This window comes from Streptomyces sp. AC555_RSS877 (genome assembly GCF_019049245.1).
Lineage (GTDB): Bacteria > Actinomycetota > Actinomycetes > Streptomycetales > Streptomycetaceae > Streptomyces.
Genome location: NZ_JAGMUK010000060.1, coordinates 174,554 through 188,862 on the forward strand (window position 1 = coordinate 174,554; position 14,309 = coordinate 188,862).

The following is a 14,309-nucleotide window of genomic DNA, read 5'->3' on the forward strand; positions in this document are numbered from 1 at the left end:
GACGGTTACGGCATCTTGTCCCCCAGCAGCGCCAGGTTCTCGATGGCGGCGAGGCCGTAGAGCGAGGTGTCGTTCGTGGACACCCAGGTGGCCTCGCTGCCCGGGACCAGCGCGGCCGGGCCGCTCAGCTTCTCGGTCCTCCAGGGCGAGGACTCCTTGTACCCGTCGGAGTTGTAGAACTTGTCCCAGGCCCGCTTGGCGAGCTTCTCGTCCCCGGTCTGGACGGCGGCGTACGCGTCGAGGCGCGAGTGGCCCTGGAACAGCAGCAGGGAGCCGAAGTTGGAGCCGTAACGGGCGGCCTGCTCGGCTTTCGTCGCGTTGAAGTAGCGGCAGTAGTCGAAGTAGGCCTCGTTGAACTTCGGCATGTCGACGAGGTCGATGAGCTCGGCGCACAGCTCGTTGAGGCCGAAGACGGCGGACAGGTGCGAGACGCCGACCACCGGCTTGTCGGCGACGGCGAACCTGCCCGTGTCGAGGTCGTAGAGGCCGGTGCCCTGCACGAACCCGTTGGGCTGGGCGGCGATGGTCTCCATGGTCGACAGGATGCGCGCCTTGGCCTTCTCCCACTTGGGCCCCTTGCGCTCCCACTCCGTCAGCCAGGCGGACACCAGACCGCTCCAGTCCGTGCCGAAGCCGATCGACAGGGCGTGCCGGTCGGGCGTGTACGGCTCGGTGCGGATCTTGCGGATCGGGTCGAGGACGAGGAACGTCTCGTCGGAGTCGACGTTGGCGTGCATGAGGTCGCCGACCCGCTCGTCGGCCGTGAGGAAGTAGTAGTAGCGGCGGTACGTCGTGTTGGCGATGCGCTGCTGCTTGGCGCTGTCGGCGTAGTGCTGCACGCCGTGCCGGGTGCCGAGGCCGGCCCACTTGCCGAGGTGGTAGACGTCGACCTCACCGGTGTGGCGGGTCATCGCCTCGGCGAAGCGGAAGATGTCCGCCCGGCCGGAGCGCAGGTACGCGAACCACAGCCACAGGTCCGGCGACAGCTCGGAGTTGTCCCACGCGTATCCGCCGATGTCGTACCGCCACTGGTGCCGGACCGTGTCGTACGTGTGCATGATGTCGCCGTAGTCCCAGAAGCCGTACCAACGCCGCTGCTCCACCTGGTCCTTGTAGTACGTGAAGAGGAAGTCGAGGTGGTCCTCGATCTTGGCCTTGGCGGGCGTGGAGCGGTCCGGCTCGGAGTACAGACCCGGGCCGAAGACCCCGGCCTTGATGAGCTGCTTGGGCGGGGCGGCGAGCTGCGGCAGCACCCGTACGGCCTCGACCTGTTCGGCGAGCGCCTCGGCACTCGGCGTGGACTCGTTGGCCCAGAAGAGGAGTTCGGAGGTGCGGGCGATGCCGTAGGGGGTGCCGAACTCGGGCTCGTAGTCCTCGTAGGTGATGTTGAGGCCTTCGAGCTGCTCGGCGAAGGTGTCCTGGCCCATGCCGTCGTGGTAGAAGCGCAGGTCCATGGGCTGCGCCTCGGGCGACCAGAGCCAGAGGGTGACCTCGGCCTCCTCGGTCTGGGCGTCGCGGATGTCGAGCTGGGCCGGGAACTTCTCCCAGAAGTCCCTGAGGCCGAAGGAGAAGCCGCCGCTCGCCCCGCCGACGTATCCGAACCCGGAGGCGCGCTTGCCGCCGCCGGCGCCGATCCAGCCGTGGCCCTTCTTGGTGCGCTTGCGCAGGCCGAAGCCGTCGGCGGAGAGCTGGGAGAGGGTGTAGTCGCCCCATTCCGGGATGTACTGGAGCCGGGTGGTGACCCGCTGGTCCCAGGTGGCGGGGTCAGGCAGCTTCTTCCCCTCGTACTGCGCCGCCTGCACGGCCGCGCCCGGGTCGCGGCGCAGTCCGGTGATGCCCTTGACGGCCTCGCGCAGCAGACCGGTGCCGTCGCCGCCGATGCGGATGTGGCGGTCGTACGACTGGTCGCGCATCGGCACGGTGAACCGGACGCCGAGGCCGCGGATGAAGTCGCCGCTGGCCTTGCCGGGCTCCTGGGTGCCGTCGAAGGTGATGGTGTGCACCATCCGGAAGGAGTCGGCGCCCGCGTAGAAGTACAGCCGGATGGAGAACGGCAGCCAGCTCCGGCTGCCCTTGCGGTGCTTGCCGTCGATGCGGACGACGGCGCGAACCGGGCCCTCCTGCTCGACCTCGACCTTCGAGATGGCGCCCTCGAAGCGCTCGGTCTTGACCGCGCCCTGGTCCTCGTCCTCGATCTCGGGCTGGCGGATGAGGACGAGCCGGCCGTTCTTGGCGATCTCGGTCGAGCCGCGGGTGACCGACTTGATCAGCGTGGCGCCGGACTTGCCGATCTTCGCGGTGATCACGCCGGTCGAGATGTCGATGGTGCCGCCGCTCTTGTCGACGGTCACCTTCTTGGCGGGGGCGGCGGCCTCGCCCGCGGCCAGGGTGAGCTTGCCGGTACCCGAACTGACGGCGTGCGCCGTCCACTTGAGCGAGCCGTCGGGCCAGTAGGCGATCGGCCAGGACTGCGCGGGCACGGCCTTGCCGTCCGCGTCCGTGATCGCGAACTTCTGGTCCTTCTGATAGGTGCCCTTCGGCCAGGGGACACCGACGGTGGAGCCGGGGGCCGCGCCCAGGCCGCCGTCCTCCAGCCAGTCCAGGGTCACCGGATCGGCGTCGCCGTCGGCGGCTCTCGGCGCCGCCTGAGCGTCCTTGGCTCCTAGAGCCCAGCTGAACTGTGCGGCGGCGCCGGCCACGGCGGCTGCTTTGAGGATGGACCTGCGGGGGATGGGAGACATGAGAATCCAGCCTTTCCTTTCCACATGCGGATGGTCAGGGGCATGACAGAGAGAGGTACGACGCCCAGGGCGCCGACCTTGTGCGAGGGCACCGCGGGTCAGCGGTGCCGGTACCGCTCCTCCACGGCGACGGCCGCAGCCGCCACGGCCCCCAGGACGGGGACCGCCAGCGGTGCGACGAACATGGCGGACAGGGTGACGACAGCCAGCCCGCAGACGACCAGGAAGGACCCGGCGGGATCGAGCACGGTCCGCCGCCCGGCGTCCGCGAGCAGCGCCCGCCAGGTGGCACCCGGCGTCCAGACGGCGGCCGCCCGCAGCAGCGCCACGGTGAGTCCGATCAGCGCGAAGATACCGACCGCCCCGACGAACGGCCCGCCGGGAATCCCGGCCCGTGCGGCCAGGACGTCCACCCAGACCGCGGCGGCCGCCACCCAGCCGACGAGCCCGACGAACCACCCGGCGCGCGCGGCCGTACGGAAGTCCGCGACGAACTCCCGCCAGCCACCGTCCTCGTGGGTCGTACGGCGCCGCAGGTGCCGCGCGCCGGCGGCGAAGGCCGCGGGGTAGGTGACGACCCCGAGACAGGCCACGGCGATCCACACGCCGGTGAGCAGACACTCGGCGAAGAGCGCGAAGCGTTCGCCGAACATGGACCCCCTGCGCCGGGAACGGGCCTTCACACGTGCTTCCGCCATGGTGACCGCCTCAGCCCTTTCTGCTCACTTCAGTCCGGACGTCGCCATACCGTCGATGAGGTACCGCTGGAAGGCCATGAAGAAGGCGATGACCGGCACCAGCGCCACCAGCGACATCGCGATCATGCTGCCGTAGTTGGAGATGCCCTCCTGGTCGCGGAACATCATCAGGCCGAGCGAGACGGTGTAGTTGTCAGGGGTGTTGAGATAGATCAACGGCCCCATGAAGTCGTTCCACGCGTTGATGAAGGTGAAGATCGCGCTGGTGATGAGGGCTGGCCGGCACAACGGCAGCACGATGGACCAGTAGGTCCTCAGGTGCCCGCAGCCGTCGAGCTTGGCGGCCTCGTCCAGCTCGCGCGGCAGCCCGCGCATGAACTGCACCATCAGGAAGACGAAGAACGCCTCCGTGGCCAGGAACTTGCCCGCTACGAGCGGGACCAGGGTGTCCGTGAGCTCAAGCTTGCGGAACATCACGTACTGCGGGATGAGCAGGACGTGGTACGGCAGCAGCAGCGTACCGATCATCAGCGTGAACAGCAGGTTCCGGCCGGCAAACCGGATCTTGGCGAAGGCGTACGCGGTGAGCGAGCTGGACAGCACGACACCGACCACGGCGAGACCCGCATACATCATCGAGTTCGTGAAGAACGTGCCGATGGAGATGCCGGAGATGCCGTCGGCGAGCCCGGAGAAGTTCTCCCAGACCGGCTTGGTGGGCAGGAGTTCGATGCTGGCGATGATGTCCTTGCTCGGCTTGAACGAGGCGCCGACCACCCAGATCACGGGGTACAGGACGACCGCGAGGACGGCGAGCGCGCTCACATGCCAGGCGATGGAACCGGTGCGCCGCCGCTCGCCCGCGGTGCGCACGGCAGGGGTGCTGACAGTGGTCACTTGGCGGCCTCCTCGTAGTGCACCCACTTCTTCTGCGACCAGAACAGGACCGCCGTGACGAGCGCCACCGCGACCACCAGCGTCCAGGCCATCGCGGAGGCGAAGCCCATCTGAGCCTCCTTGAAGCCCTTCTGGTAGAGGTAACAGGTGTAGACGAGGGTGGCGTCGGCCGGCCCGCACTGGGTGTTGGAGACCACGTACGCGGACCCGAAGACCTGGAACGCGTGGATGGACTCCAGCAGCACGTTGAAGAACAGCACCGGGGAGATCATCGGCAGTGTGATGTTCCAGAACCGCCGGAGGGGGCCGGCCCCGTCCATCTCGGCGGCCTCGTACAGCTCCTGCGGAACCTGCTTGAGGCCGGCGAGGAAGATGACCATCGGCGCGCCGAACTGCCAGATGCTCAGCGCCACCAGCGCGTAGATGACGTAGTCCGGGTTGCCGATCCAGCCGCCCACGTCCAGCCCGAAGACCTTCTGTGTGCGATCCACGACCGCGTCGTCCGAGAACAGCGCCCGCCACACGAAACCGACGGAGACGCTGGCGCCGATGAGCGAGGGCATGTAGAACGCGGCCCGGTACAGGCCCTGCCCGCTCCGCTTCTGCGCAAGCAGCAGCGCGACACCGAGCGCGAGCAGCAGCTTCAGCGGTGTGGCCACGACGACGTACTTCAGCGTGACCTCGACCGACTTCTGCCAGCGCGGGTCCTGGAACATGGTCGTGAAGTTGTCGAAGCCCACCCACTGCGGCGGGGTGAAGAGGTTGTAGCGGGTGAACGCGTAGTACAGCGACGCGATCATCGGCCCCGCGGTGAGCACCAGGAATCCCGCGATCCACGGCGACATGAAGAGATAGCCGGAGAGGTTCTCGCGGCGCCGCCCGCGCCGCCCGGCGGCAGGAGCGGCGGACCGCTTCTTCACCGGGCGCGCGGGCGCTTCCTTGACGAGCGTCATGGTGGTACGTCCCCTCAGCCCGCGAACGCGGCCTTGGCCTCGCTGAACAGCGCCTTGGCGGCGTCGGCCGGCTTGGTCTTGCCCTGGGAGACCTCGCCGCCGATCCGCAGGAACGCCGCCTCGATGACATCGGCGCCCGACGGGTGCGGGGTGATCTTCCCGAGCACGCCGGCCTTGGCGACCTCTTCCTCGTACGCCTTGACGCCCTTGTTGTTGGCGTCGGTGGGCTGGAACGCGTCGTACTGCTCGGTCGTGGCGAGGATGCCGCGGTCGTAGCCCATGATCTTGCCGACCTCGGGGTCGTGGACCATGAAGGAGATGAACTGGGCGACTTCCTTGGGGTGCTTGGTCCCGGAGAAGCCGCTGAGCATCAGCGAGCCGAGGTACTGGCCGGTCTGCTTGCCGTCCGTAGTGGGGATCGGCGCGAGTCCGTAGTCCGACTCGCCCTCACCCTCGTAGCGGATGGAGAAGTTGTCCCAGGTGAACTCGGACGCGGCGAGCCCGGCCGACAGACCCGACTTGGGCTGGACCTGCTCGATCTTCTTGGGGTCGGTGACGAGCCCGGACTTCACGCGCTTGTACGCGTCCGTCCACCACTGCGTGAGGTCGTCCTCGGTGAAGCCGAGATCGGAGTCGGTGAAGAAGGCCTTGCCGTTCTGCCGCAGGTACAGGTCGTACAGGTACATGATGCCGTGGTAGCCGGTGTCACCGGCGATCTTCAGCTTGTCCTGGATCGTCTGCAGCGCGTCGAAGTACTCGTCCCAGGTCCAGCCCATCTTCGCCTCGACCCCGGCCTTCTCGAAGGCCTTGAGGTCGATGACGAGCGCCATGGTGTTGGCGCCGACGGGGATGCCGAGCTGCTTGCCCTCGACCTGACCGTTCGCCAGAACGCCGTTGCGGAAGTTGTCAAGGCTCAGGTTCCCGGCGTCCGCCTGCGCCTTGAGATCGAGCAGAACACCGCGCTTGTCGTACTTGCGCAGGAAACCGACCGCATTCTGGAATACGTCCGGCGGATTCCCGCCGGAGGCCTGTGTCTGGAACTTCTCCCAGAAGGCCTGGTAGTCGGTGAATTCAGGCTTGATCTTGATCTTCGGGTACTTCTTCTCGAAGAGCGCGATCGCCTTCTTCATGGCGATGGTGCGCGGCTCGCCACCCCACCATGCATAACGGAGCGTCACCGTCCCGTCCGAGGAGGTACCGCCGTCTCCCCCGCACCCCGTGGTCGCGGCCAGGCCCAGTGTGGCCGCCGTCGCTCCCGCGGCCTTCAGGATCGTACGCCTCTCAACATTCCTGCTGGTTCCCACAGTCGGACCCTCCCCGCAGCGTCGTTGCCGTCTGCATGAATCGTTTCAAGTAAGCGCTTGCTGGCACAAGCTACGGAGGGCCCAGGAATGCGTCAATGATTCGGACAGGATTTTCTTGCGAGCCTGCGCCGCGAGTTGACGGTGTGTCGGGAGCGGAGGCGGCGGCGGGCCGGGCGATGCCGCAGGTGAGGCGCATGGGATCGACCGGTCGAACGTGAACCGGCCCTCGGGACGCGGATGTTGATCGGCCAAAACTCGCCGGAGGTTGCGCGGCTCTTCCGGCGGGGCCGGACTCGCCCGGGACGCGCACATGACGACGGCCCGCCTGCTGTCTCGCAGACGGGCCGTCGTGTCCGGGTGGGCGATACTGGGTTCGAACCAGTGACCTCTTCGGTGTGAACGAAGCGCTCTTCCACTGAGCTAATCGCCCGGACGCAGGCAGAACATTACCCCATGTCAGGGGGTACGGGTGACCGGCACCGGCCGGCCCGCGCACCCCCTTGGCGGCTCACTGGTTCTTGATCTTCCAGGGCATCACGAGGCCGAACTTCCACAGGTAGACGCTGCCGATGGCGGCCACGACCACCAGGCCGATCGACGTCAGGATGATGTTGCGCCGCCGGACCTTGGGGTCGAGGGCACGCTGGGCCGCCTCGGTGACCTTGCGCTTGGTCCAGCGGAGCACCAGCTGGGCCCAGACGAACTCGGTCGCCCAGATCGCCATGCCACCGAAGATCACGACCCAGCCCGGTCCGGGCAGCGGCAGCATGACGATGCCGAGGCCCACGACCGCGAGTCCGATGATGAAGACACAGACCTGCCAGCTGAGGTGCAGCATGCGGCGCGCCTTGATGAATTCGGGCGCTTTGGAGCCGAGCACCTGCTCGCCCTTCACGCCGTCGGTCTGCGTCTTGTCCACCGCCACGGCAACCTCGCCCGACTCGTCACTCCCCGTGTTCATACGGCCAAACCCTACCGGACGGAAACCGGTCACCGAAATGGGCGTACCGTGCGAACGCACTCTCGGCCGGAAGAGTTACGTAAAGGCACGCAAAACACTCAGAGGGGTTTACAACGGCACCGTAGGTGGCATGTCGATTTCGCCGACGTGCGAATCCCCGAGCGCACACTGAGCGAAAGGCCCTGGCGCTTATGAACACCACGGTCAGCTGCGAGCTGCACCTGCGCCTCGTTGTGTCGAGCGAGTCCTCCCTGCCTGTCCCCGCAGGCCTGCGGTACGACACGGCCGATCCCTACGCCGTGCACGCCACCTTCCACACCGGAGCCGAGGAGACCGTCGAGTGGGTGTTCGCCCGCGACCTGCTCGCGGAGGGTCTCCACCGACCCACCGGCACCGGCGACGTCCGTGTCTGGCCGTCGCGCAGTCATGGTCAGGGCGTCGTCTGCATCGCCCTGAGTTCACCGGAGGGCGAGGCCCTGCTGGAGGCCCCGGCGCGGGCCCTGGAGTCCTTCCTGAAGCGAACCGATGCCGCTGTGCCTCCCGGCACGGAGCATCGCCACTTCGATCTCGATCAGGAGCTCTCGCACATCCTGGCGGAAAGCTAAGGGGCGAGGCTGCACAGAGCCGCCCGGCGCCGTCCACTCGGGGAGACGGCTCGGGCTCAGACAACCGCATAGGGCATGCGCAGGCGTCGTCACCGTGGATCCCCACGGGGGCGGCGTCTGCGTGCGTCGTGCCACCGTCGGCTCCCTGGCGGGCGCGACCCATTACCATCGGCCAGCATCGGCGGGCGTCCGCCCGACCCCCAGGCCAGGGAGCGAAACGTGCTGATCACCCACGACACCCGGTGTGCCCTCGACACCGTGGTGGATCTGGTGAACACCGCCCCGGAGGACGACGCGGCTCAGGACGCGCTGCCGGATGTCGCGGCCCTCGAGGATTTCGTACAGAACCACGAGATCAGCGATGTCGGAGTGCTCTCGGAGTTCGATCTCTCGGCGGTGCGCAAGATCCGCGGGCGGTTCGCCGCGGTCTTCGCCGCACCGGACCCCCGGGCCGCTGCCGCGCTGATCAACGACCTCGTCGCCGCCGCGGGCACCACGCCCCGGCTCACGGACCACGACGGCTACGACTGGCACGTGCACTACTTCGCGCCCGGCGCCTCCGTCGCCGATCACCTGGCAGCCGACTGCGGGATGGCGCTGGCCTTCTTCGTGGTGGCCGGCGAGCAGGAGCGGCTGCGTCGCTGCGAGGCGCCCGACTGCCGCCGGGCCTTCGTGGACCTCTCCCGCAACCGCTCGCGGCGGTACTGCGACAGCCGCACCTGCGGCAATCGACTGCATGTGGCCGCGTACCGGGCGCGGCGCAAGGAGGCGGCGGGCTGAAGGCCCGGACGAGCGCTGGTGTCCTCGCGGTCCCCGGCGGGTGACGCCGGGGACCGCGGATATGGCTCACAGCAACAGCAGGTCGTGCAGCGCAGCCGTGAGCAGCAGACACCCGATCACCGCAAGGAAGATCATCAGCGGTGGCTGGGAAAGGGCGAAGAGGCATCCGCGCGGCTCGTCCTGAGGTGGCGCGGCGTCGCTCTGTGTCGTGTCCAGCATCTCGCGGCGATGATGACGCAGTCCGGACCTGTGGCGCGATCAACACGCCCGTAATGCGCGGGAGTTCGCCGAATTCCGTGATGTCCGGTTCGAGTCGTGATCATTTCCGGACGCGCAGGGACTCGCTGTGTCGTTTTCAGCGCCTCGAGCGGACGTGATGCCGTCGTCCGTGCACGTCAGATGCCGTGCTTCTTGAGGATGGCCTCGATGTCGCTGAAGTCGTCCGTGGCGGGCTTGCCGCGGGGCGGGCTCGCGGGTGTGTCCGCCGGGCGGGCGCCCGAGCCCAGGGACGGCGCCGAGGCCGCCGGCGCCACCGCCTCGCTCCGGGCGGCACCCCTGGCCGCCTCCCTGCGCTCCTTGCGGGTACCGCCTCGGCGGCGCTCCACGGCGCGCGTGCCCGCGAACAGCAGCCAGGAGACGCCGAGCACCCCGAATCCCGCCCAGGCCGTCGGGCTGAACGCGGTGTCCGCCAGCCACTCCACGACGCCGGTCATCACCAGACCGAGCGGCACGAGCGAGTACGCGGCGATACGGACGGCGGAGAGGAAACGCTTGCGGTAGGCCGTGACCGCCGCGATGCCCAGGCCGGCTGCGGCGACGGCGGAACAGACGGTCTCGGCAATCATCCGGTCCTCCAGGGCAGGGCGCGTCGGGCAGGGGCACTTCGTCCCTTCCATCCTGCACCCCCGGCGCCCCGCCGGGCCATGCTCCGACCGGACATCAGGGACATCTCCGGGTCGGCTCCTCCGCAGGGGCCGGTCGGGTCGTCCACCTCAGGGGCCGGTCGGGGTCGCCGTCGCAGGTGGCGTCCGGGCCGGACCGAGGTCCGGTGGGGGCGTCCCGGCCGGGGCTGGGAGAATGGGGGCATGAGTGACTCCTCCCCCGTGCGTGCCGCCGCCCCCGTTCTCGACGTCTGGTGCGACCTCCAGTGCCCCGACTGCCGTAGCGCCCTGGACGACCTCCGTGTCCTGCGCGCCCGCTACGGCGACCGGCTGGAGCTGCGGTTGCGGCACTTCCCGCTGGAGAAGAACAAGCACGCCTTCGCCGCCGCGCAGGCCGCCGAGGAGGCCGCGGAGCAGGGGCAGGGGTGGCCGTACGTCGAGGCGGTGCTGGCCCGGGTGGCGGATCTGGACCGTGAGGGGGAACCCCTCCTGGTCGAGGTCGCCCGTGAACTGGGCCTGGACGCGGAGGAGTTCGACACCGCGCTGATCGACGGCCGGCACATCCTGATCGTGGACGCCGACCAGGCCGAGGGCAAGGCGATCGGCGTGAGTGGCACCCCCACCTACGTCATCGACGGCGAGCGCCTCGACGGCGGCAAGAGCCAGGAGGGGCTGCGCGAGCGCATCGAGGAGATCGTGGACCGGCTGCTGGCCGAGGGTGCCTGAATCCCGGACGGGCTCCTTGCGTCAGAGCAGTTCCTTGTACATGTGGTGGGTGCGCGTCCGGTAGCCGAGTGAGTCGTAGAGCCGCTCGGCCGGGGTGTTGCCCGCGAACACGTTCAGCCGGATACCGGGCCACCCGGCCGCGACGGCCTGCGCCTCCGCCAGCAGCATGAGCGTCCGGCCGTGGCCGTGGCCCCGGTGGCCGGCGTCGGTCTCCACGTCGTAGACGAAGGCACGTTCGTCACGCGATCCCAGCCACAGCGTGCCGACCCGGACCCCGTCGTGCTCCAGCACGCTGAACCGCATGCCCTCGGTGGCCGGGCCGTCGGGCAGCATGGTGGCGTGGTCCTTCTCGGCCTTGGCCCGCGCCTCGGGCTCGGGCACGCCGCGGGAGATCCAGCTCTGCGCGTAGGCCTTCTTCTCGTGTTCCTGCCAGGCGGCGAACTCCGCCTCGGTCATGGCACGGCTCCGGCTCCCCGCGGGCAGTTCCGGCGGGGTGTCACCGAGGCCCTTCTCCATCAGCCGGTTGCGGACGACGTACCCGAGGGCGGTCGCCGCCCTCAGCGCCGCCTCCGCCTCGGCCGGCACCGCCGCCTCGATCCGCCTGCAGCCCCAGCCGCGCGCCACCTCCTCCGCGGCGAGCGCGGCCACCGTGCCCCGGCCGCGTCGGCGGTCCGGCTCGTCGATGTGCAGGTGCAGGATCCGGGCCACCGCGTCGCCGAAGACGGGGGACGTGCCGAGATGTATCTCGCCGACGGGACGGCTGTTCACGCATACCTGGTAGCGGCGTGAGCGCGTCCCGTCGGCCGTGCGCTGGAGCGGCTCGGTCGGCCGCAGGGTCGTGGTCATCACGGGTGTTCTACCCGGTGCCGGGCCCTGGAGCAGCCCAATATGCCGCGCTTTTACGGATCGAGATCGTGGCCCGACCGCTCCTCGAAGATCCGCATGGCCTTGGCGGTCACCGGGCCCGGTGCGCGGGCCGGTTCGCGGTCGTCGACCCGGTGCACGGCCTGAACGTCCCGCAGGGTGGAGGTCAGGAAAATCTCGTCGGCCCGCTCCAGGACGTCCAGCGGCAGGTCCGTCTCCCTGGCCCCCGTCCACTCGACGGCCAGGGCACGGGTGATGCCTGCGAGGCAGCCGGAGGCGAGCGGCGGGGTGTGGATCTCGCCGTCGAGAACGACGAAGACGTTCGACCCGGTGCCCTCGCAGAGCTGTCCGACCGTGTTGCCGAACAGCGCCTCGGTGGCGCCCTGTTCACGGGCGCGGGCTAGGGCGACGACGTTCTCGGCGTACGAGGTCGTCTTGAGGCCGGTGAGCGCGCCTCGCTCGTTGCGGGTCCAGGGGACCGTGATCACGGCCGTGGAGTCGGGGCGGCGGGCGGACTCGCCGAGGGCGACCACCAGGGTCGGGCCGTGCTCCCCGCGGTCGGAACCGAGCGGGCCGTAGCCGCCGGTGTACGTGATGCGCAGCCGGCCGAGCGGCATCGGGTTGGCCTCGACGACGGCGGCGCAGGCGCGGCGGACCTCGTCGAGGTCGGGGTCGGGCAGGCCGAGGCCGCGCGCGGAGCGGGTCAGCCGGTCGAGGTGCCGGGTGAGTGCGAACGGCCTGCCCTCCACCACCTTCAGCGTCTCGAAGATGCCGTCGCCCACGGTCAGCCCGTGGTCGAAGACGGAGACACGGGCGGACTCGATGTCCTGCAGCCCACCGTCGAGCCAGATCGTCACTTCGGGATCCCTCCAGTCACCTCGTACGTTCCCGACGCTACCGCGAGCAGCCGGGACGCCTTCAGTTCGGTCTCCCGCCACTCCGCCTCGGGGTCGGACCCCCAGGTGATGCCGGCGCCGGTCCCGAAGCGCAGGACGCCCTCCGCGCGGTCGATCCAGAAGGTGCGGATGCCGACGGCCAGCTCACCGACGCCCCGGTCGGCGTCGACCCAGCCGATGCCGCCGCAGTACGGGCCCCTTGGTGCCGTCTCGAGCTCCTCGATGATCCGCAGGGCGCTCGACTTGGGCGCACCCGTGACCGAACCGGGTGGGAAGGCCGCGGCGAGCAGTTCGGCCCACCCGGCGTCCTCGCGCAGCTCGCCGCGGACGGTCGACACGAGGTGGACCAGGCCGGGGTGCTTCTCCGTCACGCACAGGTCGGGCACGGTCACACTGCCGGTCGCGCAGACCCGCCCGATGTCGTTGCGGACGAGGTCCACGATCATCACGTTCTCGGCGTAGTCCTTCTCCAGCAGGTCCGCCTCGGTCCGTCCGGTCCCCTTGATCGGTCCGGACTCGACGGCCCGGCCGTCACGGCGCAGGAACAGTTCCGGGGAGGCGGTGGCGATCTCCACTCCGTGGCCGGGCAGGCGGATCGTTCCTGCATACGGCGCCGGGTTACCGCGCGCCAACAGGGCCGTGAGGGCGTCCACGTCGGCGTCCGGCGCGACGGGCGCGGACAGCACCCGGCAGAGGTTCGCCTGGTAGACCTCGCCGGCGGCGATGTGTTCACGGATGCGCCGCACGCCCGCCGTGTACGCGGCGCGGTCGAGGGAGGACGTCCAGTCACCGGCGGCCGGCCCCCGCCACTCACCCGGCACCGGGGCGGGCACCGGCTCCTTGCGTACGTCCGCGAAGCGGGCACAGGTCAGCCGGCCCTCGAAGTCCGCGCAGACCGCCCAGAAACCGGTGGAGTCGAGCGCGGCGGGATCGCTGGTGACGTCGAGGAGACCGGTGGCAGCACGGTCGCCGAAGCGGGCGAGGGGAGGGAGGTCGGGCACGCAGTCGAGTCTAGGGTGGGTACCCGGCGCGTGACCTGGCCGTGTCCCCGCGGGAGCCCCGGGGCACGTCCCTGAGCAGGCGCAGCGCAGCACGCTGCGCAAACGCGTTTTTGTGCTGGCCCGGGAATCCGCTAGAGTTCAGACGTCGCCGGGACGCGGGAGCGGACCGAAACGACAGGCGGACGTAGCTCAGTTGGTAGAGCGCAACCTTGCCAAGGTTGAGGTCGCGAGTTCGAACCTCGTCGTCCGCTCGAAGGAACAGGGGTCTTCCCGGGCCCCTACACTCCTGGTGGAGTGGCCGAGAGGCGAGGCAACGGCCTGCAAAGCCGTCTACACGGGTTCAAATCCCGTCTCCACCTCCAAGGACGATTAGCTCAGCGGGAGAGCGCTTCCCTGACACGGAAGAGGTCACTGGTTCAATCCCAGTATCGTCCACTGGATCTTCGAAGATCCGGACCCGCGCGATTAGCTCAGCGGGAGAGCGCTTCCCTGACACGGAAGAGGTCACTGGTTCAATCCCAGTATCGCGCACGCAGTTTCCACCGCCCGCGGGCTGTGGTCCCGAGGACGATTAGCTCAGCGGGAGAGCGCTTCCCTGACACGGAAGAGGTCACTGGTTCAATCCCAGTATCGTCCACACACCGAAGCCCCCGGCCCTGCGGCCGGGGGCTTCTTCGTCTGCCGGCCGGCTGTCAGCTGGAGAACAGCATGCGGCCGAAGCCCTTGTTCCGGTGATGACCATGGTGACCCTGCTGGCCGTAGTGGCCGCCCTGCGGGGCGCCCCAGGCGGGGGCGGAGTGAGCGCCGGGAGCCGCCGGGTACTGCGGGGCGACCGGGGGCGGCGGTACCGCGGGCTGGGCCCACTGGGACTCCAGGCGGGTCAGCGACTCCAACTCTCCGTAGTCGAGAAAGATGCCGCGGCAGCCGCTGCACTGCTCGATCTGGACGCCGTTGCGGTTGTACGTGTGCATCGGAGCATGACACTTCGGACACTGCATGGTC

The 14,309-nt window shown here is 69.2% G+C and carries 15 protein-coding genes and 6 tRNA genes; 8 read left to right on the forward strand and 13 right to left on the reverse strand.

The window, feature by feature from the left end:
* Window positions 1-5: 5 nt before the first annotated feature.
* The 7 genes from KUM49_RS27550 to KUM49_RS27580 all read right to left on the reverse strand — a co-directional run bounded on the left by KUM49_RS27550 (window position 6) and on the right by KUM49_RS27580 (window position 7,554).
* A complete protein-coding gene (locus KUM49_RS27550) occupies window positions 6-2,741 on the reverse strand; it encodes a Tat pathway signal sequence domain protein (RefSeq protein ID WP_217239656.1) in 2,736 nt (911 codons plus the stop codon).
* A 98-nt stretch (window positions 2,742-2,839) separates the two neighbouring features.
* Window positions 2,840-3,439: a hypothetical protein gene (locus tag KUM49_RS27555; protein ID WP_217239657.1), complete on the reverse strand. Its 600-nt coding sequence runs from the start codon at window positions 3,437-3,439 to the stop codon at window positions 2,840-2,842.
* A gap of 24 nt (window positions 3,440-3,463) precedes the next feature.
* Window positions 3,464-4,336: a carbohydrate ABC transporter permease gene (locus KUM49_RS27560; RefSeq protein ID WP_217239658.1), complete on the reverse strand. Its 873-nt coding sequence runs from the start codon at window positions 4,334-4,336 to the stop codon at window positions 3,464-3,466.
* Window positions 4,333-5,289: a carbohydrate ABC transporter permease gene (locus KUM49_RS27565; protein ID WP_217239659.1), complete on the reverse strand. Its 957-nt coding sequence runs from the start codon at window positions 5,287-5,289 to the stop codon at window positions 4,333-4,335. The genes KUM49_RS27560 and KUM49_RS27565 overlap by 4 nt, the downstream gene beginning before the upstream one ends.
* Before the next feature lie 14 nt (window positions 5,290-5,303).
* Window positions 5,304-6,593, reverse strand: a complete 1,290-nt coding sequence (locus KUM49_RS27570; protein ID WP_217239660.1) for an extracellular solute-binding protein — start codon at window positions 6,591-6,593, stop codon at window positions 5,304-5,306.
* A gap of 358 nt (window positions 6,594-6,951) precedes the next feature.
* Window positions 6,952-7,023, reverse strand: a tRNA-Val gene (locus KUM49_RS27575).
* Between the two features lie 78 nt (window positions 7,024-7,101).
* On the reverse strand, window positions 7,102-7,554 hold the full coding sequence (locus tag KUM49_RS27580; RefSeq protein WP_217239661.1) for a TIGR02611 family protein: 453 nt from the start codon (window positions 7,552-7,554) through the stop codon (window positions 7,102-7,104).
* Between the two features lie 191 nt (window positions 7,555-7,745).
* On the opposite strand from KUM49_RS27580, the gene KUM49_RS27585 reads away from it, so the two are divergent.
* Both KUM49_RS27585 and KUM49_RS27590 read left to right on the forward strand, forming a co-directional pair.
* Window positions 7,746-8,159 (forward strand): SsgA family sporulation/cell division regulator, encoded by a 414-nt coding sequence (locus tag KUM49_RS27585; RefSeq protein WP_004002642.1) that lies wholly within the window; start codon window positions 7,746-7,748, stop codon window positions 8,157-8,159.
* Window positions 8,160-8,378: 219 nt separating this feature from the next.
* Entirely contained in the window at window positions 8,379-8,939 is a 561-nt protein-coding gene (locus KUM49_RS27590; protein WP_217239662.1) for a CGNR zinc finger domain-containing protein, read from the forward strand.
* 66 nt (window positions 8,940-9,005) lie between these two features.
* Here the strand turns inward: KUM49_RS27590 and KUM49_RS27595 are convergent, their stop codons facing one another.
* Both KUM49_RS27595 and KUM49_RS27600 read right to left on the reverse strand, forming a co-directional pair.
* On the reverse strand, window positions 9,006-9,158 hold the full coding sequence (locus tag KUM49_RS27595; RefSeq protein WP_164873000.1) for a hypothetical protein: 153 nt from the start codon (window positions 9,156-9,158) through the stop codon (window positions 9,006-9,008).
* A gap of 176 nt (window positions 9,159-9,334) precedes the next feature.
* Window positions 9,335-9,784: a hypothetical protein gene (locus KUM49_RS27600; protein ID WP_217239663.1), complete on the reverse strand. Its 450-nt coding sequence runs from the start codon at window positions 9,782-9,784 to the stop codon at window positions 9,335-9,337.
* 240 nt (window positions 9,785-10,024) lie between these two features.
* Here KUM49_RS27600 and KUM49_RS27605 point away from each other — a divergent pair, with 240 nt between their 5' ends.
* Window positions 10,025-10,546 carry a DsbA family protein gene (locus KUM49_RS27605; RefSeq protein WP_217239664.1) on the forward strand — a complete coding sequence of 174 codons (522 nt, stop codon included), beginning with the start codon at window positions 10,025-10,027 and terminating at the stop codon, window positions 10,544-10,546.
* A gap of 21 nt (window positions 10,547-10,567) precedes the next feature.
* On the opposite strand, the gene KUM49_RS27610 is transcribed toward KUM49_RS27605, so the two are convergent.
* Genes KUM49_RS27610 through KUM49_RS27620 form a run of 3 tightly spaced genes read right to left on the reverse strand, consistent with a single transcriptional unit; the run spans window position 10,568 to window position 13,307 of the window.
* Complete coding sequence (locus KUM49_RS27610) at window positions 10,568-11,392, reverse strand: N-acetyltransferase (protein ID WP_217239665.1); 825 nt, start codon at window positions 11,390-11,392, stop codon at window positions 10,568-10,570.
* 53 nt (window positions 11,393-11,445) lie between these two features.
* Window positions 11,446-12,267, reverse strand: a complete 822-nt coding sequence (locus KUM49_RS27615) for an aminotransferase class IV (protein WP_217239666.1) — start codon at window positions 12,265-12,267, stop codon at window positions 11,446-11,448.
* Window positions 12,264-13,307 (reverse strand): chorismate-binding protein, encoded by a 1,044-nt coding sequence (locus KUM49_RS27620; RefSeq protein WP_217239667.1) that lies wholly within the window; start codon window positions 13,305-13,307, stop codon window positions 12,264-12,266. The genes KUM49_RS27615 and KUM49_RS27620 overlap by 4 nt, the downstream gene beginning before the upstream one ends.
* Before the next feature lie 178 nt (window positions 13,308-13,485).
* Here KUM49_RS27620 and KUM49_RS27625 point away from each other — a divergent pair.
* The 5 genes from KUM49_RS27625 (at window position 13,486) to KUM49_RS27645 (ending at window position 13,944) form a co-directional block, all read left to right on the forward strand.
* A tRNA-Gly gene (locus KUM49_RS27625) sits at window positions 13,486-13,558 on the forward strand.
* A 37-nt stretch (window positions 13,559-13,595) separates the two neighbouring features.
* Window positions 13,596-13,669 (forward strand) — tRNA-Cys (locus KUM49_RS27630).
* Window position 13,670: 1 nt separating this feature from the next.
* Window positions 13,671-13,742 (forward strand) — tRNA-Val (locus KUM49_RS27635).
* Between the two features lie 24 nt (window positions 13,743-13,766).
* A tRNA-Val gene (locus KUM49_RS27640) sits at window positions 13,767-13,838 on the forward strand.
* Window positions 13,839-13,872: 34 nt separating this feature from the next.
* A tRNA-Val gene (locus KUM49_RS27645) sits at window positions 13,873-13,944 on the forward strand.
* Window positions 13,945-13,999: 55 nt separating this feature from the next.
* Here KUM49_RS27645 and KUM49_RS27650 read toward each other — a convergent pair.
* On the reverse strand, window positions 14,000-14,305 hold the full coding sequence (locus tag KUM49_RS27650; protein ID WP_217239668.1) for a zf-TFIIB domain-containing protein: 306 nt from the start codon (window positions 14,303-14,305) through the stop codon (window positions 14,000-14,002).
* Window positions 14,306-14,309 lie beyond the last annotated feature (4 nt).